Source organism: Pseudomonas paraeruginosa PA7, from assembly GCF_000017205.1.
Classification (GTDB): Bacteria; Pseudomonadota; Gammaproteobacteria; order Pseudomonadales; family Pseudomonadaceae; genus Pseudomonas; species Pseudomonas paraeruginosa.
On the sequence record NC_009656.1, the window covers coordinates 1,151,560 to 1,171,593 of the forward strand.

Consider the following 20,034-nt stretch of genomic DNA (forward strand, 5'->3'; position numbering starts at 1 on the left):
GCTTATGGGTGATAGGGCGGAACCGGCCTGTCTTCTGCCGGACAGCCCTGTTGTCCCGCTGTTGCCCGGCAGACAGTCAGGCTGGCAAGCGCTGCAACAGTTCGGCGGTGCGCAGTACCACGGCGTACTCGCCGTGCAGGTTGGCCAGCGCCATGGCGTGCACATCGTCGGCGCTACGCGGAATGCCGTGGAAGTCGGTCTTGGCGAAGGTGAAGCAGGCGTCCGCCACCACCCAGGTGTGGAAGCCGAGGTTGCCGGCGCTACGCGCGCTGGCTTCCACCGAGTTTTCCGTGGCCACGCCGGCGATCGCCAGGTGGCGGATGTCGCGGGCGTGTAGCCAGCGTTGCAGGCCGCTGTTGACGAAGGCGTCGGGGACGTTCTTCTCGAACACCGTCTCGTCGTCGCGTGGCGCCAGCGCCGGCTGGAACTCCACGCCCGGCTGGCCTGGAGCGAACGGCGAGGCAGGCTGCCGGGAAATGTGCCGGATGTGCACCACCGGCCAGCCGATGGCGCGCCAGGAGGCGAGCAGCTCGGCGATGCGCGCCTCGGCGCCGGGGTTGTTGCGTGGCGGCAGGTCGCTGCGCTGCATGCCACGTTGCAGGTCGACGACCAGCAGGGCGATCGGCGGCTGCGGGGAAGGCGGGGTGGCGTCATTCATCGGGATTTCACCGGAGGAACTTGAGATCGTGCAGGGTGCTCCAATATTTCCCTTTCGTGCAATCCATCCTTCCTTCTCGAAATGCAGTCGAGGCGTGCGATGAAATCCGATGAGAAAACCCTGATCGATGGTCTGTTCAGCCGTCTGCGCGAGGCCGAGGGGCAGTCCGCTCCGCGTGACGCCGAGGCCGAGGCGCAGATCAACCAGCACCTGGTGCGGCAGCCAGCGGCGCCGTACTACATGGCGCAGGTGGTGTTGATCCAGGAAGCCGCGCTGAAGCGCCTCGACCAACGGGTGAAGGAGCTCGAGGCGCAGGTCGCCCAGTCGCAGCAGAGCCGTCCGAGCAGCGGCGGCTTCCTCTCCGGCCTGTTCGGCGGCGGCGCGCGCGACGAGCCGGCGCCGAGCCAGCCGGGGCGCCCGGTGGGCTGGGGCGAGACGCGGTTCTCCAGCCCAGCGGCTGGGACCGGCGACATGCGTCCGGGGATGGCGCCAGCTGCGGCGGCCGCGCCTTCGCGCGCCAGCGGTTTCCTTGGCGGCGCGCTGCAGACCGCGGCCGGCGTCGCCGGCGGGATGCTGGTAGCCGACCTGCTCACCGGCATGTTCCGCCACAGCCAGCCGCAGGAGATCGTCGAGGTGATCCAGGACGTCCCGGTGGATAACCTGGACGCCAGCCAGTTTGCCGACCCCGAGCCGGCGTCCGGGCGTTTCGCCGATGGCGACCATTCCGCCGACGCTGGTTTCGCCGATGGCGATTTCAGCGACAGCGACTTCAACGACGACTCCAGCTTCCTAGGCGACGACGATTTGTTCACCTGATCGTTAGGGTTGCGGGCCGTGGGCTGCGATAATGGTGGCCCACGGCCGTCGTTCCGGAGTTCCCCTTGAGTCATCCCGAGTCGCCCGCGGCGAAGAAGATCGCTGTCTTCGCCGATGTGCAGAACCTCTACTACACCGTGCGCCAGGCATACGGCTGTCACCTCAACTACGCCGCCCTGTGGGCCGACATCGCCCGTCGCGGACGGATCGTCGAGGCCTACGCCTATGCCATCGATCGGGGCGACCCGCGCCAGCAGCAGTTCCAGCGGATCCTGCGCAACCTCGGTTTCACGGTGAAGCTCAAGCCGTACATCCAGCGCGCCGATGGCTCGGCCAAGGGCGACTGGGACGTCGGCATCACCATCGACGTGCTGGACGCCGCACCGCGGGTGGACGAGGTGGTGCTGCTCTCCGGTGACGGCGACTTCGACCTGCTGCTGGAAAAGGTCATCCGTGCCCACGGCGTCGAGGCGAGCGCCTATGGCGTGCCCGGGCTGACCGCCAACGCGTTGATCCGCGCGGCGTCGCGCTACGTGCCGATCGAGGGCGGGTTGCTGCTCAAGGGCTGAACGAGCTCGCCGCAACGAGTCAGGCGGGCGGCGAATCCGTTAGAATGCGCTCCGTTTCACTCTTTCCCGAGCCTGTCATGACGTTCGCCTCCCTCGGTCTGCTCGACCCCCTGCTCAAGGCCCTCGAAGGGCTCGGCCTGCACACGCCCACGCCGATCCAGGCCCAGGCCATTCCGCCGGCGCTCAAGGGCCGCGACCTGCTCGCAGCGGCCCAGACCGGCACCGGCAAGACCGCCGCTTTCGCCCTGCCGCTGCTGCAGCGGCTGACCCTGGAGGGGCCGCAGGTCGCAGCCAACTCGGTGCGCGCACTGGTACTGGTTCCGACCCGCGAACTGGCCGAGCAGGTCCACGGCAGTATTCGCGACTACGGCCAGCACCTGCCGCTGCGTACCGCGGTGGCCTATGGCGGGGTCAGCATCAATCCGCAGATGATGAAGCTGCGCAAGGGCGTGGACGTCCTCGTCGCCACCCCGGGCCGCCTGCTCGACCTGTACCGGCAGAACGCGGTGCAGTTCGCCCGGCTCCAGGCGCTGGTGCTGGACGAGGCCGATCGCATGCTCGACCTCGGTTTCGCCCGCGAGCTGGACGAGCTGTTCGCCGCGCTGCCGCGCAAGCGCCAGACCCTGCTGTTCTCCGCGACCTTCTCCGACGCCATCCGCACGTTGGCCGGCGAACTGCTGCGCGACCCGCTGTCCATCGAGGTCAGTCCGCGCAATACCGCGGCGAAGAGCGTCAGGCAATGGCTGGTGCCGGTGGACAAGAAGCGCAAGGCCGAGCTCTTCTGTCACCTGTTGCAGGCCAATCGCTGGCGCCAGGCGCTGGTCTTCGCCAAGACCCGGAAGAGTGTCGAGGAACTGGTCGGATTGCTGCAGCGGCAGGGTATCGCCGCCGACTCGATCCATGGCGACAAGCCGCAGCCGGCGCGATTGCGCGCGCTACAGCGATTCAAGGCCGGCGAGGTCGACCTGCTGGTGGCCACCGACGTCGCCGCGCGAGGCCTGGACATCGAGGAAATGCCGCTGGTGGTCAACTTCGACCTGCCGATCGTCGCCGAGGACTACGTGCACCGGATCGGCCGCACCGGCCGCGCCGGCGCTACCGGCCAGGCGCTGTCGCTGGTCTGCGCCGACGAGGTGGAACTGCTGGCGGCGATCGAGACGCTGATCGGCCAGACCCTGCAGCGCCGCGAAGAGCCCGACTTCGAGCCGGAGCACCGGGTGCCGCAGACCGCGCCGGGTGGGGTGGTGCTGAAGAAACCGAAGAAGCCGAAGAAAACCAAGGCCGCCGAGGCCACCGGCAAGCCCGGCCAGATCCACCTGGGCACCTGGTTCGACAGCAGCGCGCCGAAGGTCAGGGCGGTACGCAAGGCGCCGGGCTTCGGCGCGGCGGGCAAGCCGAAGAAGCGGCCGTCCGGGAAGTAGCGAGACGGACAGGTTCGCGGCGGCTCCGGAGCCTAGCGCCTGCCGCGCAACCACTCCAGCGCGCCCAGCCCCGCCACGCGCCCGCTGGCGAAGCAGGCGGTCAGCAGGTAGCCGCCGGTGGGCGCCTCCCAGTCGAGCATTTCGCCGGCGCAGAACACCCCGGGCAGGACCTTGAGCATCAGCTTGCGATCGAGCGCCTCGAAGCGCACGCCGCCGGCGCTGCTGATCGCCTCGTCCAGCGGACGCGGACGCAGCAGCCGCAATGGCAGGCGCTTGATCGCCGCCGCCAGGCGGGCCGGATCGGCGTAGGTGTCGGCGGGCGAGAGTTCGCGCAGCAGGCCGGCGCGTACCCCGTCGATACCCAGCTGGCTGCGCAGGTGGTTGGCCATCGAACGGGAACCGCGCGGTCGGGACAGGGCCTTCTCGATCTGCTCGTGGCTCCGGTTCGGCAGCAGGTCGAGCAGTACGTCGGCCGCCCCCTGCGTTTCGATCCGAGCGCGGATCGCGGCGGACAGCGCATAGACCAGGCTGCCCTCGATGCCGTTGCCGGTGACGACGAACTCGCCCTGGCGCGGCGTGTCGCCCGGCAAGCCCATGGCCACCGGCTTGACCGGCGCGCCGGCGAACCTGTCGCGGAACAGCTCGCTCCAGCCGACGCACTCGAAACCACAATTGCTCGGGCGCAGGGCCTCGACCTCGATCCCGCGCGCCTGCAACAGGGGCACCCAGGCGCCATCGGAGCCCAGGCGGCGCCAACTGCCGCCGCCGAGGGCGAGGATCATGGCATCGACCCGCAGCGTCTGGCGTTCGCTGCCGCTCTGGATGTCCAGCGCGCCATCCGGGTGCCAACCCAGCCAGCGGCTGCGGGTATGGATGAGCACGCCCTGCTCGCGCAGGCGCTTGAGCCAGGCGCGGAGCAGGGGGGCGGCCTTCATGTCCGTGGGGAAGACCCGGCCGGAGCTGCCGACGAAGGTGTCGATGCCCAGGTCATGGATCCAGGCGCGCAGGGCTTCCGCATCGAAATCTCCGAGCAATCCGGAAATTTCTTCCCGGCGCTTTCCATAGCGGCTGAGAAATTGCGCCTTGGCTTCCGCATGGGTGATGTTCATGCCGCCGACGCCCGCGAGGAGAAACTTGCGGCCGACCGAAGGCATGGCATCGAACACTTCCGTACGCACGCCCTCCCTGCTCAGGACTTCCGCGGCCATCAGGCCAGCGGGGCCGCCGCCGATGATGGCGACTCGGGGGGAGGGGCGATGGGGTTGGCTGGGCATGTGGATGACGCGCGTGACTGGAGGAAACAGGCGCGCAGTGTACCCGAGGCGAAGAGCGGCTCCGAGCCCCGGGAACCACGAAGCCTCCCGGCGCGGCGTCTGGTCGGGAAATGATCGATTCTCGCGGAGCCAGCGGTGGCGCGGTGCGCAAGCCGTTTTTCGCATCTTGTCCACAGCTGGCTCCACATGCTTTGTGGACATTTCTGCCCTCTCGCCGGGAGGGCGGCGCGGCAACCAACCGGGCGCCGCTCGCCGGCGGAAGGCGTGAAGCCCGGTCTCAGCTGATCAGCGAGTTGCGCTTGGCGAATTCCGCGAGGTCGACCAGCGAGCCCAGGCCAAGCTTCTGCAGCAGGCGGGTCTTGTAGGTGCTGACGGTCTTGTTGCTGAGGAACAGCTTCTCGCCGATGGCCTTGTTCGAATATCCCATGGCGAGATGCTGCAGGACGATCATCTCGCGGTCCGAGAGCAGGCCGATGAGTTCGCTTTCGGAAATCCGCTCCGGCGGGGTGCCGAGGGTATCGAAGGTCAGCGAGGGGAAGAAGGTATAGCCCGCGGTGACGGCGTTCAGGGCGTTGATCAGGTTGCCCAGGTCTTCTTCCTTGTTGACGAAGCCCCGGGCGCCCACCTGGATGCAGCGCTTGCAGAAGGCTTCCGCGGATTGCGAGGTGAGAACCAGCACCTGGCTGCGCAATTCCAGCGATTTGATCCGCGAGATCACGGTCAGGCCGTCGAGCTTGGGAATGCCGATGTCGAGAATCACCACGTCCGGCTCGTGCTCCCGGACCAGTTGGATGGCGTCCACGCCATTGTCCGTCTCGGCCACCACCTGCAAGCCATGCTTTTCCAGCAGGACGCGCACGGCGAGGCGGATGACGGGATGGTCGTCGACGATCAGGACGGTATGCATAAGTTCGATTTACCTTGAGGGACCGGTGTTGCTCCGGGCTTCGACTTCCCGAGCGCTTCCACCGCTGGTCATCCATGTTGGGGCGCTAAGCCGATATCGCTGCCCAGAATAGCCTGTTACGGCAGGGCGATCCGCTTTTTCATGTGTACTCATGCTAATCCAACGGGGCCTTCAAATCAGTAGGAAAATTCCCACAAAACATGGGGACTTGTCCCATAGGTCTAGTAAGGGAAAAACAGCAGTATATCGCCGGTATTTTCTGGAATCCCTGCGTGAGCCGCGATGAATGATTTGAATGTGCTGGTGCTGGAAGATGAGCCATTCCAGCGTCTGGTGGCTGTCACCGCCCTGAAGAAGGTTGTGCCCGGATCGATCCTCGAAGCGGCGGATGGCAAGGAGGCCGTTGCGATTCTGGAGTCCTGCGGGCATGTGGACATCGCCATCTGCGACCTGCAGATGAGCGGCATGGATGGCCTGGCCTTCCTTCGTCATGCGAGCCTGAGCGGCAAGGTCCATTCGGTGATCCTCAGCAGCGAGGTCGATCCTATCCTGCGCCAGGCCACCATTTCCATGATCGAATGCCTGGGCCTGAACTTTCTCGGCGACCTCGGCAAACCATTCAGCCTGGAGCGTATCACCGCCCTGCTGACCCGCTACAACGCCCATCGCCAGGACCAGCCGCGGCAGGTCGAGGTGGCCGAGCTGCCCTCGGTGGCGGACGTCGTGCGCGGCCTGGACAACGGCGAATTCGAAGCCTACTACCAGCCGAAGGTGGCCCTCGACGGCGGCGGGCTGATCGGCGCGGAGGTCCTGGCGCGCTGGAACCACCCGCACCTGGGCGTGCTGCCGCCCTCGCATTTCCTGTATGTGATGGAGAGCTACAACCTGATCGACAAACTGTTCTGGCAACTGTTCAGCCAGGGGCTGTCGATGCGCAGGAAGCTGGCGCAGCTCGGGCAGCCGATCAATCTAGCGTTCAACGTCCATCCTTCGCAACTGGGGTCCCGGGCGCTGGCCGAAAACATCTCGGCGTTGCTGACCGAGTTCCACCTCCCGCCCAGTTCCGTGATGTTCGAGATCACCGAAACCGGCCTCATCAGCGCGCCGGCGAGCAGCCTGGAGAACCTGGTGCGCCTGCGGATCATGGGCTGCGGCCTGGCGATGGACGACTTCGGCGCCGGCTACTCCTCCCTCGACCGGCTATGCGAGTTCCCGTTCAGCCAGATCAAGCTCGACCGGACCTTCGTGCACAAGATGAAAAGCCAGCCGAGAAGCTGTGCCGTCATCAGCAGCGTGGTGGCTCTGGCGCAGGCGCTGGGGATTTCCCTGGTGGTCGAAGGGGTGGAGAGCGACGAGCAGCGGGTGCGCCTGATCGAACTCGGTTGCTCGATAGCCCAGGGCTACCTGTTCGCCCGACCGATGCCGGAGCAGCATTTCCTCGACTACTGCTCCGGTTCCTGAGGCCGTGGCGTCGGCAGCGGGTCGCCTCGCGCCGGACCGCTGGCCGAACGCCTGACGCATCGCGTCAGCCATTTTCCCTGGCCGTGCCTGGCCTCGTTCAGACGCCGGCCTTCCACTTCACGACCCGACTCCCATGCGATCGAAACTACTCCTGCTGTTCATTTGCCTGTTGCTGCCGGCGGTACCGCTGGCCGCCACCCAGGCGGGTGCTTCCATGACCCTGTTCAGCCAGATGCACGTCGAGCACGAGGACATGGTGATCGGCGAGGACGACTGGGCCTGGGTGCGCCACAAGGGAACCCTGCGGGTCGGCGTGGCCCTCGACGAAACGGCGCCGTTCAACGTGCGCCTCGACGACGAGAACTACGAAGGCATCACCGCCGATGTCACCGCGCTGGTCGGGCAATTGCTCGGCATGCGCATCAAGCTGGTGGCGTACGCCACCCATGCGGCGGCGATCGAGGCGCTCGGCGCCGGGCAGATCGACCTGCTGGGCAGTCACTACAGCGCGCTGGAGCAGCCCGCGCTGGTTTCCAGCCGTCCCTACGCCCGGGATCGGCTGGCCGTGTTCAAGCGGGTCGGCGAGCCGCGCAATTCATCGGCGGACCTCGCCGGTCTGCGCGTGGCCGTGGCCAGGGAGCACGACGAGGAACTGCGCCAGCGCTTCCCGCGTGCCCGCTTCGTGGTGTCCGACAATCACGACGAAGCGATCGCGGCGGTAGCCTTCGGCCACACCGACCTTTATATCGACGACGTGCTCAGCGCCTACCAGCGGATCAATCGTTCCTTCTACGGCTACGTGAAGTTCGAGCGTTTCGCCGATACCCGCAGCGACGGAGGGTACGGCTACCTCCTGCGCAGCGACGAGACGCGCCTGTTGCGGGTGGTCAACGCCGCCATCGGCGCCATCGACCAGGATCGCCTGGAGTACATCGCCCGGCGCTGGGTCGGCGGCGGCTCCCTGCCGACCGGCGAGCGTATCGCGCTGACGCCCGAGGAACGTCGCTGGGTCGCCCGGCATCCGGTGGTACGCCTGGTGATAAACGACGACCTGGCGCCGCTGGCCTTCTTCAACTCCAACGACGTGTTTTCCGGGATCACCTCCGACCTGCTGGAAATGATCTCCCGGCGCACCGGCCTGCATTTCCAGGTTTCCTCCCGCAGTGGCGGCTTTCCGGAACAGATCGCCGCATTGCAGAAAGGCCAGGCCGACCTGGCGATCATGAGCCGCAGCAGCCGGCGCGAGGAGACGCTGCGCTTCACCCGCTCCTTCCTGTCGACCTCCTTCGTGCTGATCGCCCGGGCCGACGAGAAGGGCCGGGCGGAAAGGGTGGGGAACCTGGATGGCAAGCGCCTGGCGATTCCCTCGGGCCACGTGGGAATCCAGGGGGTGCGCGATCGTTATCCGCAGGCTGCCGTCGTCGAGGTCGAGACCACCCTCGACGCGATGAACCTGGTCTACGAAGGGCGTGCCGAAGCGGCGGTGGTGCCGCTGGTTTCCGCCCGTTACTACATCGTCCGCCTGTTCCACGAGAGACTGGCGGTGGCCGACCAGGTTGCCCTCGGCCCGGCGACCGCCAACTTTGCCGTGCGCCGTGGCGACACGGAGTTGCAGACCATCCTCGACAAGGCCCTGTTGAGCATTTCCCCCGGCGACCTGAGCGATGTCGTCAACCGCTGGCGCTCGCCGCCAGGCATGAGTGGGCAGACCTGGGTCGACTATACCCGGCTGATCGCGGAAATCGTCGCGGCGGCGGCGGGCCTGCTGCTGCTGAGCCTGGGCTGGGTCACCTACCAGCGTCGGCAGATTCGCGACCGGCTGCGCGTCGAGCAGGCGCTCAGCGACCAGTTGCAGTTCGTCGAGGCCCTCACCGATTCCATGCCGCCCCCGCTCTACGTGCGTGACGCCAATGGGCGGATGCTCTCCTGCAACCGCAGCTACCTGAGCAGCGTTGGCCTCGTTGCCGAACAGGTGCTGAACCGGACGGTGCTCGAACTGCCCATGGAAAACTTCGAGACCGGCCCCCAGTTCCATCGCAATTACCTCGAGGCCATGCGTGACGGCCGGACCATCGAGTCGGTGCACGAGGTGGTCCTGGGTGGCAGGAAATGCTGGATCGACCACTGGATCCAGCCGTTCCGCGACGCCAACGGTACCGTGCGGGGCGTCATCTGCGGCTGGCTGGACATTTCCGAACACCGCAAGCTGGTCGCTGAACTCAAGGAAGCGAAGAACCTGGCGGACGAGGCGAGCCGGGCCAAGACCACCTTCCTGGCGACCATGAGCCACGAGATCCGCACGCCGATGAATGCGGTGATCGGCATTCTCGAGCTGGCGCTCAAGCGCGCCGATACCGGCCGGGTGGACCGCTCCAGCATCGAGATCGCCTATGCCTCGGCGAAGAGCCTGCTGGAACTGATCGGCGATATCCTCGACATCGCCCGCATCGAGTCCGGACGTCTCGGCCTGTCGCCGAAGCGGGCCAACCTGCGCGAACTGGTGGAGTCGGTGGCGCGGGTGTTCGAAGGGCTGGCCCGGCAGAAGCGCCTGAGCCTGATCCTCGACATCGACGCGAGCATCAATGGCGACGTGCTGCTCGACGCCATGCGTTTCAAGCAGATCCTGTCCAACCTGGTCAGCAACGCGATCAAGTTCACCGACGAAGGCTCGATCAGCATCCGCATCGACGGTCACCTGGTGGAGCCCTCGCTGCTGCAGGTCAACCTCTGCGTGGAGGATACCGGCATCGGCATTTCCCTGGGCGACCAGCAGCAACTGTTCCGTCCGTTCGCCCAGGTCGAGCGCAATGTGCAGAACACCGAAGGAACCGGACTGGGTCTGGTGATCTGCCGTTCGCTGTGCGAGATGATGGGCGGGCGCCTGGTCATGAGCAGCGCGCTCGGACAGGGTACGCGGGTCGACGTCGAGCTGCGCCTGCAAGTGCTCGAACCGGTCAGCGTCAGCGAGCGCCCGGTCCAGGTCGGCACCCGCCAGGCGCGGCGCCTGCAGGTGCTGGTGGTGGACGACCATGCGGTCAACCGGCAGATCCTCCACCAGCAACTGAGCTTCCTCGGCCATGACGTGCAGGAGGCGGAAAACGGCCTGGCTGCCCTCAATCTGTGGCACGAGCAGCCGTTCGACATGGTCATCACCGACTGCCACATGCCGTTGATGAACGGTTCCGACCTGGCCCGCTCGATTCGCCAGGAGGAGTGCGAGAACAACGAGGAGCCGGTGGTCATCCTCGGCCTCACCGCGGATGCCCAGCCGGAAGAGATCGAACGGTGCATCCAGGCCGGGATGAACGAGTGCCTGATCAAGCCGATCGGTCTCGACGTGCTGGAGGAGCGTCTGCTGGCCCTCGGCTTCGCCGAGGAGCAGGAGGAGACCTCGCCGGTGTCCCTCGATGCCGAGCCCGTCGCGGCGCCGCCGTTACCGCTTCTGTACGACCTGGAGTCGCTGCATGCGCTGACGGGCGGCGAGCCGAGCATGCTTCGTCGCCTGCTCGACGAGTTGCTCACCAGCAACCGCAAGGATCTGGAAGCCCTCGAAATTCTGGTGCAACGCCAGGAGACCGGTGAACTGGCCGAACTGGCGCACCGGATCAAGGGCGCGGCGCGGGTGGTGCGCGGCGAGCAACTGGTGGACAGTTGCCGGCGCCTGGAAGAGGCCTGCCTCAACCCCAACGCCGCGTTTTCCCGGGTGGAGGAGTGCGCCGTCGGCGTGAAGCTGGCGCTCCTCGCCCTGGACGAGGGCCTGCTCGGGGAACTGGCCGAATGACCCGCGGCTCTTTTTCTTGCATGCCGGTCGCCTGGGTGCCGCAACCGCCGGCGCGGTAAAGCGATCGTCATCGCTTTGCCCGAGGATCGGACATGTCCAGGCGCGGAAAAGACTACACTCCGGTTGGGTAGCCTTTTCCGCGGAGCCTGACCAAAGATCGGAATGTCGTCCTCGCGGGCACCCCAACCGATTCCCGCGGTCAGACATTCCTTCTGGAGTGTGTCGAACGAAAGGAACCAAGCGATGGCCGACCTGACCAGCCTGAGTATCGAGCATCTGCGCTCGCCACGGCTGTACACCCACCGTCTGATCCTGCGGCCCTGGCTGGTGCAGGACCGAGCCAGGTTCGCCGAGCTGAACGCCGATCCGCGGGTGATGGAGTTCTTTCCGTCTTGCCTGGATCGTGCCCAGAGCGACGCGTTGCTGCGCCGCATCGACGCGCATTTCGCCGAGCACGGTTTTGGCTGGTGGGCGCTGCAGGTCAAGGGTGGCGATCCTTTCATCGGCTACGTGGGGCTGGAGGTCGTGGACTTCGATGCGCCCTTCGTCCCCGCGGTGGCCATCGGCTGGCGCCTTGCCGCCGAGCATTGGGCGGAGGGCTTCGCCCACGAGGCGGCCGAGGCGGCGTTGAGCTACGCCTTCGATACCCTTGGCCTGGACCAGGTGGTGGCTTTCACCGTACCGGCCAACGGCAACTCCCTGAGACTGATGGAGCGTCTGGGGATGCAGCGCGACCCCGCCGACGACTTCGAGCATCCCGACCTGCCTCCCGGCCACCGCTTGCGGCATCATGTGCTGTACCGGTTGACGCGCGAGGACTGGCTTCGCAGATGAGTCGGCCGTTTCCGAAAAGGCCTTCTATGAACGCGATCCCTTCTCCTTCCGCCATTGCCCAACTGCATGGCCCGCGCCTGCTGCTGCGCGCCTGGCGCGACAGCGACCGCGAGGCGTTCGCCGAGATGTGCGCCGACCCGCGGGTGATGGAATTCTTCCCAAGCGTGCTGGACCGGGCGCAGAGCGACGCCCTGGTCGATCGTGTCCAGGCGCATTTTGCCGAGCGTGGCTGGGGGCCCTGGCCCTGGAATTGCCTGGCGAGGCGGCGTTCATCGGGTTCACCGGCCTGTTCGAGGTGACCATGGATGTGCACTTCGCGCCGACCGTGGAGATCGGCTGGCGGCTGGCGCCCGCCCATTGGGGGCGGGGACTCGCCCGCGAAGCAGCGGAAACCGCATTGGACTTCGCCTTCGAGCGGCTGCGCCTGCCGGAGGTGGTGGCCTTCACCACGCCGCCCAACCGTAGCTCCTGGGGCTTGATGGAGCGCCTGGGCATGCGTCGCGATCCGGCCGAGGATTTCGACCACCCGCTCCTGGCGGCAGACCACCCGATGCGCCGGCATATCCTCTATCGCACCGATGCGGCTCGCTGGGCGGAGCGACGGCGATGAGCGATACCGCCGCCGAGGTGCTGTCCTACCATCGCCTCAGCATGCATCACCCGGAGCGCTATGCGCCCGGCCCCGGCGGGCTGGACTGGGCGACCCAGCCGGCACCGTTCCGCCAGTACCGGGGCTGCCGGCAAATCGAACTGCTGCATCGGCCGCTGGAGGAGTCTCACCCCTACGACGTCATCTTCTCCGGGCCGGCGGCGACGCCCGCCCGGCTCGACCGCGCGAGCCTCTCGCAACTGCTCTACGACAGCCTGGCGCTGTCGGCCTGGAAGGAAGCCGGTGGCAATCGCTGGGCGCTGCGGGTCAACCCGTCGAGCGGCAACCTGCATCCCACCGAGGCCTACCTGCTGCTTCCCGGCGGTGCGCTGGAGGCGGCGCCGTTGCTCGCCCACTACCGTCCCGACAAGCATGCCCTGGAAGTGCGCGGCGAACTGCCGGCACCGCTGGCTTCGCTGCTGGATGAATGCTTGCCGCCCGGCGGCTGTCTCCTGGCGTTGGCCAGCGTGCCCTGGCGCGAAGCCTGGAAGTACGGTGAGCGGGCCTATCGCTACTGCCAGCACGACCTTGGCCATGCGCTGGCCTGTCTCTCCATCGCCGCGGCGATCCAGGGCTGGGAGATGCGCCTGATGCGCGGCGTCGCCGAAAGCGCACTGGACGGCCTGTTCGGGCTTGACCGGGACGGCTTCGCCGAGCGTGAGAGTGTCGACGCACTGTTCTGGATCGGTCCGGCACTCACCGAGGAGCCGTCCCTTTCGCCGCGCCTGTGCGAGGCATTGGCGGTCCTGCCGTTGGCCGGCGCGCCGAACCGGCTGTCGCGCGAGTACCGCGACTGGCCGGAGTTGCAGCGGATCCATGGACTGTGCCGTGCGCCGCGCCTGCCGGCACGCCCCTGGAGGGTCGCGCCGGGCGAGCCCGGCAATGACAACCCCGGCCTGCCGTTGCGCCCGCTGCTGCATCGGCGGCGCAGCGCGCAGCGCATGGACGGGCGCACCGGGATCGACGTCGACCTGCTACGGGCCTGGCTGCGCCGGCTGCTGCCGGAGCGCTCGCCGGTGCCTTTCGCGGTCACGGGCGAGGCCGTGCGGGTCGACCTGCTGCTGTTCGTCCATCGTGTCCGGGGCCTGGCGCCGGGCTTGTACTGGCTGGAGCGCAGTGGCCTGCGGCGGCCGCCGATGCGCGACGATTTCCTCTGGCAACGCGTCGATCCGGAGTTGCCGCTGTACCTGCTGCAGGAAGGCGATGCGCGCGCGCTGTCGGCGTTTCTCTCCTGCCAGCAGGACATCGCCGGCGATGGCTGCCTCGCCGTCGCCATGCTCGCCCACCTCGGCGCGGCGCTCGAAGAAGGCCCCTGGTGCTATCCGCGGCTGTACTGGGAATGCGGCCAGATCGGCCAGTTGCTCTACCTCGAGGCGGAGGCTGCCGGGCTGTCTGGAACGGGCATCGGCTGCTACTACGACCCCCTGGTGCAGGAGCTGCTTGGACTAACGGACGAGTCCCTGGCCAGTCTCTACCATTTCACCCTCGGCCGCGCGGTGTGGGACACTCGTCTTTCCAACATGCCCGCGTACCCGGCCTTGCGCCGCGACTAGCCCGTCGACAGCCCGAATTCGAGGAAACACCCCATGACCCAGATACTCGACAACCTGGTGGCTTTGCTGAGCCTGGAACCCATCGAGGAGAACCTGTTCCGGGGCATGAGCCAGGATCTCGGCTTCCGCCAGCTCTATGGCGGCCAGGTCCTGGGCCAGGCACTGTCGGCGGCCAGCCAGACGGTGGAGGACGATCGCCACGTACACTCCATGCACGGCTACTTCCTGCGTCCCGGCGACGCCGGCATGCCGGTAGTCTACCAGGTCGACCGGGTGCGCGACGGCGGCAGCTTCAGCACCCGCCGGGTCACCGCGATCCAGAAAGGCCAGCCGATCTTCACCCTGAGCAGCTCCTTTCAGTACGACGAGGAAGGCTTCCACCACCAGATCGAGATGCCCGAGGTGGTCGGCCCGGACAACCTGCCGTCGGAGCTGGAACTGACCCGCCTGCGCGCCGAGCGGATTCCCGAGCGCATCCGCGACAAGCTGCTGTATCCGAAGCCGATCGAGATCCGCCCGGTCACCCAGCACGACCCCTACGACCCGCAGCCGGACGAGCCGGTGAAATACCTCTGGTTCCGCGCCGACGGCAAGCTGCCGGACGTCCCGGCGCTGCACAAGTACCTGCTGGCCTACGCCTCGGACTTCGGCTTCCTCACCACCTCGATGCAACCCCACGCCGTGTCGGTGTGGCAGAAGACCATGCAGGTCGCCAGCCTCGACCACGCCCTGTGGTTCCACCGCGACTTGCGCGCGGACGAGTGGCTGCTCTATGCCATCGACAGCCCCTGGGCCGGCAACGCACGCGGTTTCGTGCGCGGCAGCATCTTCAACCAGAGCGGCCAGCTGGTCGCCTCGTCGAGCCAGGAAGGCCTGATCCGCAAGCGCGAGGACTGGGCGTGAGGCTGGCCGACATCCATCACTGGGTATTCGACATGGACGGCACCCTGACCCGGGCGGTGCACGACTTCCCGGCGATCCGCCGGGCGCTGGACATTCCCGAGCAGGACGACATCCTGCTGCACCTCGCCGCCCTGCCCGAAGCCGAGGCCGCGGCCAAGCACGCCTGGCTGCTGGAGCACGAGCGCGAGCTGGCCGAGGCCGCGCGGCCGGCGCCGGGCGCGCCGGAACTGGTGCGCGAGTTGCAGCGACGCGGCATGCGCCTGGGCATCCTGACCCGCAACGACCACCAGTTGGCGCTGATTACCCTCGAAGCGATCGGCCTGGGCGGCTGCTTCCCCACCGAGCACATCCTCGGGCGTGGCGAGGCGCGGCCCAAGCCGGACCCGGACGGCCTGCTGCGCATCGCCAGGCGTTGGAACGTGACGCCGGCGGAGCTGGTGATGGTCGGCGACTACCGTTTCGACCTCGACTGCGGACGCGCCGCGGGTAGTCGCACGGTGCTGGTCAACCTGCCGGAAAACCCCTGGCCGGAGCTGGCCGACTGGCACGCTGCCGACTGCCATGCGTTGCTCGAGCAACTGCAAGCGCCGTAGGAATATCCGGCGGAAGATCCCCAGGGCGAGAGCGCCAGCGCCCCGCTGAAAACGAAAAAAGCGCAGGAGGCCAGGCTCCTGCGCTTTTTTGGGATGCGGTGGCCGTTATCAGCCGTTGATCGCGTCGGTCAGGGCCTTGGCCGGAACGAACTTGGCTACACGCTTGGCAGCGATCTCGATCGCCTTGCCGGTCTGCGGGTTGCGGCCGGTGCGGGCGGGACGCTCGGAGACCTTCAGCTTGCCGATGCCCGGCAGGGTGATTTCGCCATCGTTCTCCAGGGCGTCCTTGACGATGTCGGTGAGCTGGTCGAGCGCGCTGCGAACGGTGGTCTTCGGCGCGTCGATGGCTTCGGCGATGTCCTGGATCAGTTGGTCTTTGGTCAGTGCCATGGTGGTGTAGCTCCTTGGTGAAAGACTGCGCGAGGGGCCTCGCGCAGAAACGGGCGTGATTTTAAACAGCTTGGCGCGAATAAGGTTCCCTTTTCTCCGCTTATTTGTTTCCTCGCACGACGCGCATGACAGAGCCGTTACAGAGGTTTTCGCGGCTGTCGGGAATGATGCCGGCGTCGGTTGTCCGACGCACCCTCATGGTTCTGCCAGGAGCGCGCGCGTCCGGTTCCTGGTCAAGGATGATTGGTTATTTATGTGCGGGACACTCATCGATCAGGGTTATAAGCAGGACCTCCCGTTCCCTTCGCATCCTTTCCCGGAGCCTGCTGGGTAGTCCGGAGCGGCAGTGCCGCCTGTGCCGACAGGCCCTGGAAGCCCGCCTGCTGGGCGCCGCCCTGTAGAGGCGAGCGCGCATGGGACAAGGGGGAGGGTGCCTCGCGCTCATAAACTAATTTCCAAATATTATTTATATTGAGTTTTTTATAGCTGTAATCTACATCGCACCGGACCACCGGACTCGCTGTCGCCACCCATTGCCCGTCCCTGGTCCGTTCTCCTCCGGAGCGCGGCACCGTTGCCTCCGAGGTTCGCCCGATGAAACGCCCGAATTCCCTGCACCGCCTGGTGGCAGCCCTGGCCCTTGCCAGCCTTTCCGTCGCCGCCCAGGCCGCCGACATCACGGTCGGCTACCAGACCGGCATCGACCCGACCAAGGTGCCCCAGGCCGATGGCCTGTACGAGAAAGCCATCGGCGAGAAGATCGACTGGCGCCGCTTCAACAGCGGTCCGGAAGTGATCGCCGCGCTCGCCTCCGGCGACCTGCAACTCGGCAACATCGGGTCCAGCCCGCTGGCAGCGGCGACCTCGCGCAAGCTGCCGATCGTCTCCTTCATCGTTTCCGCGCAGATCAACGCCGCCGAGGCGCTGGTGGTGCGCAATGGAAGCGGGATCGAGAAACCCGAGGACCTGGCCGGCAAGATCATCGCTACCCCGTTCGTTTCAACCTCCCACTACAGCCTGCTCGGCGCCCTCAAGCACTGGCGGATCGATCCGTCCAAGGTGAAGATCGTCAACCTCAACCCGGCCGAGATCGCTGCCGCCTGGCGTCGCGGCGACATCGACGGGGCCTTCGTCTGGTCGCCGGCACTGGGCGAGATCAAGAAAAGCGGCAAGGTCCTCACCGACGCCGCCGAAGTCGGCCGGTGGGGTGCGCCGACCTTCGAGGTGTGGGTGGCGCGCAAGGACTTCGCCGAGAAGCATCCTGAAATCGTCGCCCGCTTCGCCCGCGTCAGCCTCGACTCCTTCGCCGACTACAACGCACACAAGGCCGAATGGACCGCCGACTCCGAGCCGGTGAAGAAGATCGCCCGGCTGACCGGCGCCGATCCCAGGGACGTCCCCGAACTGCTGGCCGGCTCGACCTTCCCGGAAAGCCAGGCGCAACTGTCCGCAGACCTGCTCGGCGGCGGCACCGCCAAGGCTATTGCCGGCACTGCCGAATTCCTCAAGGAACAGAAGCGCGTGCCGGCCGTCCTCGGCGACTACTCGCCCTACGTCAGCGCCGACTTCGTGCGCCAGGCGGAGCAGGTCCAGGTCGGCCAGCGCTGAATGCCGCGACTCCGCTCCGGCCTGTCGGAGCGGAGGCTTTCTTACCCTACGGAGGGCAGAACACATGAGCCGTCTGACGGCCGAGGCGATCAGCCTCTCATTCGAACAGCGCGGCCAGCGCCGCGCTATCCTCCGCGATCTCAGCCTGGGCCTGGCCAAGGGCGAGTCGCTGGTGGTGCTGGGTCCTTCGGGCTGCGGCAAGTCGACACTGCTGAACATCCTCGCCGGTTTCCAGAAGCCGGACCAGGGACGCGTGCAGATCGACGGCCGGACACTCGAAGGGCCCGGCGGCGAGCGCGGCGTGGTGTTTCAGGACGACGCCCTGATGCCCTGGCTCAACGCCCTCGACAACGTCGCCCTGGGCCTGCGCATCCGTGGCCTGGGCAAGGCCGAGCGCACCGCGCGGGCGCGCCAGGTCCTGCAACTGGTGGGACTCCAGGAGTACGCCGGGCAGTCCGTCGCCCAGCTCTCCGGCGGCCAGCGCCAGCGCCTCGGGCTGGCACGCGCGCTGGCGGTCGAACCGGACTTCCTGCTGCTCGACGAGCCGTTCGGCGCGCTCGACGCGCTGACCCGCGAGCGCATGCAGGTGCTTGTGCTGGACCTGTGGAAGCAGACCGGCAAGGGCCTCTTCCTGATCACCCACAGCGTCGACGAAGCGCTGTTCCTGGCCACCGACCTGGTGGTGATGGACGGCCCGCCGGCGCGCATCGTCAAGCGCCTGCCGATGGACTTCGCGCGGCGTTACGCCGCCGGCGAAACGGTGCGTTCGATCAAGTCCGATCCCGAGTTCGGCCGTTTGCGCCAGGCGTTGCTGGACGAATTCCTCGATGTCGCGGAGGCCGAACATGCCCACTGATACCCTCGGACTCGCCGTCGCCAAGCCTGTCCCGCGCAAGCGGAGCCTGCCCGGCGACCGTCGGCGCTGGGCGGCCGGTGCCAGCGTGCTGGCCCTGGCCCTGCTGTGGTGGGCGGCGACCCATTTCGGCTGGGTCGACGTGCTGTTCCTGCCAGCGCCCGAACAGCTCTTCGAAGCCCTGCAACGGCTATGGCAGGAGGGTTACCTCGATGCCAGCCTGCTGCAACACGTCGGCACCAGCCTGCTGCGGGTGCTCCTGGCGCTCGGCGCGGCGGTGCTGACGGCGATCCCGCTGGGCGTGCTGATGGGCCTCAACCCCTTGGCCGGAGCGGCCCTCGATCCGCTGGTGGAGTTCTACCGGCCGATCCCGCCGTTGGCCTACCTGCCGCTGATCGTCATCTGGTTCGGCATCGGCGAGCTGAGCAAGGTGCTGCTGATCTACCTGGCGCTGTTCGCGCCGCTGCTGATCGCTACCGCTGCCGGCGTGCGTCGCGTCGACCGATCGCGGGTGCAGGCGGTGCGCTGCCTGGGGGCCAGCCGCTGGCAGGTGGTGCGCTACGTGATCCTGCCGAGCGCCTTGCCGGAGGTCCTCACCGGCCTGCGCATCGCCCTCGGCGTCGGCTGGTCGACCCTGGTCGCCGCCGAGCTGATCGCGGCCAACCGCGGCCTCGGCTTCATGGTCCAGTCCGCCGCGCAATTCCTCGCCACCGATGTGGTGGTGGTCGGCATCCTGCTGATCGCCGCCGTCGCCCTGGCCTTCGAACTGGGGCTGCGCTGGGTCCAGCGGCGCTTCGCCGCCTGGGGTTGAGCGCGAGAGTCCCGAGTCATCATTCCCGAACCGGCCTTCACCCTTGCGGCGAAGGCCGGAGCGAGGGCGCGCAGGGCGCGCCCGCAACCTGCCCGACGAGTAGCACGACATGAGCCTGACCATCCAACCCATCAGCCCGGCCCTGGGCGCCATCGTTTCCGGCATCGACCTCGCCGCGCCGCTCGACGACGGCGGCCAGCGGGCCATCGAGCAGGCCCTGCTCGACCACCAGGTGCTGTTCTTCCGCGACCAATCTCTGGAGCCGAAGAGCCAGGCGCGCTTCGCCGCCCACTTCGGCGATCTGCACATCCACCCGATCTACCCCAGCGTGGCGGAGCAACCGGAGGTCATCGTCCTCGATACCGCGGTCACCGACGTGCGCGACAATGCCATCTGGCACACCGACGTGACCTTCCTCGAGACCCCGGCGCTGGGGGCCGTGCTCGTCGCCAAGCAATTGCCGCCGTACGGCGGCGACACCCTCTGGGCGAGCAGCACGGCGGCCTACGAGGCGCTGTCGGCGCCGCTGCGGCGTCTGCTGGACGGCCTCACGGCGACCCACGACATCGGCAAGTCCTTCCCCCGCGAGCGCTTCGGCGTCACCGAGGCCGACCTGGCGCGCCTGGAGGAGGCCCGCCTGAAGAATCCGCCGCGCTCGCATCCGGTGGTGCGCACCCATCCGGTCACCGGGCGCAAGGGCCTGTTCGTCAGCGATGGCTTCACCACCCGCATCAACGAACTGGAGCCGGCCGAGAGCGATGCGCTGCTGAAGTTCCTCTTCGCCCATGCCACGCGACCCGAATTCACCGTGCGCTGGCGCTGGCAGGAAAACGACGTGGCGTTCTGGGACAACCGTGTGACCCAGCATTACGCCGTGGACGATTACCGGCCGCAGCGGCGGGTGATGCACCGCGCCACCATTCTCGGCGACAGGCCGTTCTGATCCGCGCCGG

At 67.3% G+C, this 20,034-nt stretch carries 17 protein-coding genes and 1 pseudogene; 14 read left to right on the forward strand and 4 right to left on the reverse strand.

Annotation, left to right across the window (positions count from 1 at the left end):
* Positions 1-76: 76 nt before the first annotated feature.
* Positions 77-658, reverse strand: coding sequence for a cysteine hydrolase family protein (locus tag PSPA7_RS05490; RefSeq protein ID WP_003156731.1), 582 nt, complete (start codon positions 656-658; stop codon positions 77-79).
* A 99-nt stretch (positions 659-757) separates the two neighbouring features.
* Here PSPA7_RS05490 and PSPA7_RS05495 point away from each other — a divergent pair, with 99 nt between their 5' ends.
* The 3 genes from PSPA7_RS05495 to rhlE1 all read left to right on the forward strand — a co-directional run bounded on the left by PSPA7_RS05495 (position 758) and on the right by rhlE1 (position 3,464).
* Positions 758-1,474, forward strand: coding sequence for a DUF2076 domain-containing protein (locus PSPA7_RS05495; RefSeq protein ID WP_012074457.1), 717 nt, complete (start codon positions 758-760; stop codon positions 1,472-1,474).
* Positions 1,475-1,539: 65 nt separating this feature from the next.
* A complete protein-coding gene (locus PSPA7_RS05500) occupies positions 1,540-2,043 on the forward strand; it encodes a LabA-like NYN domain-containing protein (RefSeq protein ID WP_012074458.1) in 504 nt (167 codons plus the stop codon).
* A 77-nt stretch (positions 2,044-2,120) separates the two neighbouring features.
* The gene (gene rhlE1, locus PSPA7_RS05505) at positions 2,121-3,464 is read left to right on the forward strand and encodes an RNA helicase RhlE1 (RefSeq protein ID WP_012074459.1); all 1,344 of its coding nucleotides are present in this window, start codon (positions 2,121-2,123) and stop codon (positions 3,462-3,464) included.
* A gap of 32 nt (positions 3,465-3,496) precedes the next feature.
* Here rhlE1 and PSPA7_RS05510 read toward each other — a convergent pair whose 3' ends face one another.
* Together PSPA7_RS05510 and PSPA7_RS05515 are read right to left on the reverse strand one after the other, a co-directional pair.
* Positions 3,497-4,738, reverse strand: a complete 1,242-nt coding sequence (locus PSPA7_RS05510) for a TIGR03862 family flavoprotein (RefSeq protein ID WP_071535392.1) — start codon at positions 4,736-4,738, stop codon at positions 3,497-3,499.
* A 277-nt stretch (positions 4,739-5,015) separates the two neighbouring features.
* A complete protein-coding gene (locus PSPA7_RS05515; protein WP_003151746.1) occupies positions 5,016-5,645 on the reverse strand; it encodes a response regulator transcription factor in 630 nt (209 codons plus the stop codon).
* Positions 5,646-5,927: 282 nt separating this feature from the next.
* Here PSPA7_RS05515 and rocR point away from each other — a divergent pair, with 282 nt between their 5' ends.
* The 7 genes and pseudogenes from rocR (at position 5,928) to PSPA7_RS05550 (ending at position 15,419) form a co-directional block, all read left to right on the forward strand.
* Positions 5,928-7,106 carry a two-component system response regulator cyclic di-GMP-specific phosphodiesterase RocR gene (gene rocR, locus PSPA7_RS05520; protein WP_003151744.1) on the forward strand — a complete coding sequence of 393 codons (1,179 nt, stop codon included), beginning with the start codon at positions 5,928-5,930 and terminating at the stop codon, positions 7,104-7,106.
* Positions 7,107-7,239: 133 nt separating this feature from the next.
* Entirely contained in the window at positions 7,240-10,887 is a 3,648-nt protein-coding gene (locus PSPA7_RS05525) for a transporter substrate-binding domain-containing protein (protein WP_012074461.1), read from the forward strand.
* Between the two features lie 243 nt (positions 10,888-11,130).
* Entirely contained in the window at positions 11,131-11,721 is a 591-nt protein-coding gene (locus tag PSPA7_RS05530) for a GNAT family N-acetyltransferase (protein WP_012074462.1), read from the forward strand.
* A 26-nt stretch (positions 11,722-11,747) separates the two neighbouring features.
* Positions 11,748-12,331, forward strand: a pseudogene (locus tag PSPA7_RS05535) (GNAT family N-acetyltransferase).
* Positions 12,328-13,923, forward strand: a complete 1,596-nt coding sequence (locus PSPA7_RS05540) for a nitroreductase family protein (RefSeq protein ID WP_012074463.1) — start codon at positions 12,328-12,330, stop codon at positions 13,921-13,923. The pseudogene PSPA7_RS05535 and the gene PSPA7_RS05540 overlap by 4 nt, the downstream one beginning before the upstream one ends.
* A gap of 33 nt (positions 13,924-13,956) precedes the next feature.
* Positions 13,957-14,826 carry an acyl-CoA thioesterase II gene (gene tesB, locus PSPA7_RS05545; RefSeq protein ID WP_012074464.1) on the forward strand — a complete coding sequence of 290 codons (870 nt, stop codon included), beginning with the start codon at positions 13,957-13,959 and terminating at the stop codon, positions 14,824-14,826.
* Positions 14,823-15,419 (forward strand): HAD family hydrolase, encoded by a 597-nt coding sequence (locus PSPA7_RS05550; RefSeq protein WP_012074465.1) that lies wholly within the window; start codon positions 14,823-14,825, stop codon positions 15,417-15,419. The genes tesB and PSPA7_RS05550 overlap by 4 nt, the downstream gene beginning before the upstream one ends.
* Positions 15,420-15,527: 108 nt before the next feature.
* Here PSPA7_RS05550 and PSPA7_RS05555 read toward each other — a convergent pair whose 3' ends face one another.
* Positions 15,528-15,869: an HU family DNA-binding protein gene (locus PSPA7_RS05555; protein WP_158039327.1), complete on the reverse strand. Its 342-nt coding sequence runs from the start codon at positions 15,867-15,869 to the stop codon at positions 15,528-15,530.
* A 534-nt stretch (positions 15,870-16,403) separates the two neighbouring features.
* Between PSPA7_RS05555 and tauA the strand changes: the two genes are divergently transcribed.
* From tauA to tauD, 4 genes are all read left to right on the forward strand, one after another.
* Complete coding sequence (tauA, locus tag PSPA7_RS05560) at positions 16,404-17,417, forward strand: taurine ABC transporter substrate-binding protein (RefSeq protein ID WP_012074467.1); 1,014 nt, start codon at positions 16,404-16,406, stop codon at positions 17,415-17,417.
* 64 nt (positions 17,418-17,481) lie between these two features.
* Complete coding sequence (locus PSPA7_RS05565; protein WP_012074468.1) at positions 17,482-18,273, forward strand: taurine ABC transporter ATP-binding protein; 792 nt, start codon at positions 17,482-17,484, stop codon at positions 18,271-18,273.
* Positions 18,263-19,081 carry an ABC transporter permease subunit gene (locus tag PSPA7_RS05570; RefSeq protein WP_012074469.1) on the forward strand — a complete coding sequence of 273 codons (819 nt, stop codon included), beginning with the start codon at positions 18,263-18,265 and terminating at the stop codon, positions 19,079-19,081. Before PSPA7_RS05565 ends, PSPA7_RS05570 begins: the two co-directional genes overlap by 11 nt.
* A gap of 109 nt (positions 19,082-19,190) precedes the next feature.
* The gene (gene tauD / locus PSPA7_RS05575; RefSeq protein WP_012074470.1) at positions 19,191-20,024 is read left to right on the forward strand and encodes a taurine dioxygenase; all 834 of its coding nucleotides are present in this window, start codon (positions 19,191-19,193) and stop codon (positions 20,022-20,024) included.
* Positions 20,025-20,034 lie beyond the last annotated feature (10 nt).

What these genes read in the sequence shown, in the direction of transcription:
- PSPA7_RS05525 (WP_012074461.1), top strand. Translation starts at nt 7,240, where the DNA reads ATGCGATCGAAACTACTCCTGCTGTTCATTTGCCTGTTGCTGCCGGCG.
- rocR (WP_003151744.1), top strand. Translation starts at nt 5,928, where the DNA reads ATGAATGATTTGAATGTGCTGGTGCTGGAAGATGAGCCATTCCAGCGT.
- rhlE1 (WP_012074459.1), top strand. Translation starts at nt 2,121, where the DNA reads ATGACGTTCGCCTCCCTCGGTCTGCTCGACCCCCTGCTCAAGGCCCTC.
- PSPA7_RS05530 (WP_012074462.1), top strand. Translation starts at nt 11,131, where the DNA reads ATGGCCGACCTGACCAGCCTGAGTATCGAGCATCTGCGCTCGCCACGG.
- tauD (WP_012074470.1), top strand. Translation starts at nt 19,191, where the DNA reads ATGAGCCTGACCATCCAACCCATCAGCCCGGCCCTGGGCGCCATCGTT.
- PSPA7_RS05495 (WP_012074457.1), top strand. Translation starts at nt 758, where the DNA reads ATGAAATCCGATGAGAAAACCCTGATCGATGGTCTGTTCAGCCGTCTG.
- PSPA7_RS05570 (WP_012074469.1), top strand. Translation starts at nt 18,263, where the DNA reads ATGCCCACTGATACCCTCGGACTCGCCGTCGCCAAGCCTGTCCCGCGC.
- PSPA7_RS05515 (WP_003151746.1), bottom strand. Translation starts at nt 5,645, where the DNA reads ATGCATACCGTCCTGATCGTCGACGACCATCCCGTCATCCGCCTCGCC.
- tauA (WP_012074467.1), top strand. Translation starts at nt 16,404, where the DNA reads ATGAAACGCCCGAATTCCCTGCACCGCCTGGTGGCAGCCCTGGCCCTT.
- tesB (WP_012074464.1), top strand. Translation starts at nt 13,957, where the DNA reads ATGACCCAGATACTCGACAACCTGGTGGCTTTGCTGAGCCTGGAACCC.
- PSPA7_RS05490 (WP_003156731.1), bottom strand. Translation starts at nt 658, where the DNA reads ATGAATGACGCCACCCCGCCTTCCCCGCAGCCGCCGATCGCCCTGCTG.
- PSPA7_RS05510 (WP_071535392.1), bottom strand. Translation starts at nt 4,738, where the DNA reads ATGCCCAGCCAACCCCATCGCCCCTCCCCCCGAGTCGCCATCATCGGC.
- PSPA7_RS05540 (WP_012074463.1), top strand. Translation starts at nt 12,328, where the DNA reads ATGAGCGATACCGCCGCCGAGGTGCTGTCCTACCATCGCCTCAGCATG.
- PSPA7_RS05565 (WP_012074468.1), top strand. Translation starts at nt 17,482, where the DNA reads ATGAGCCGTCTGACGGCCGAGGCGATCAGCCTCTCATTCGAACAGCGC.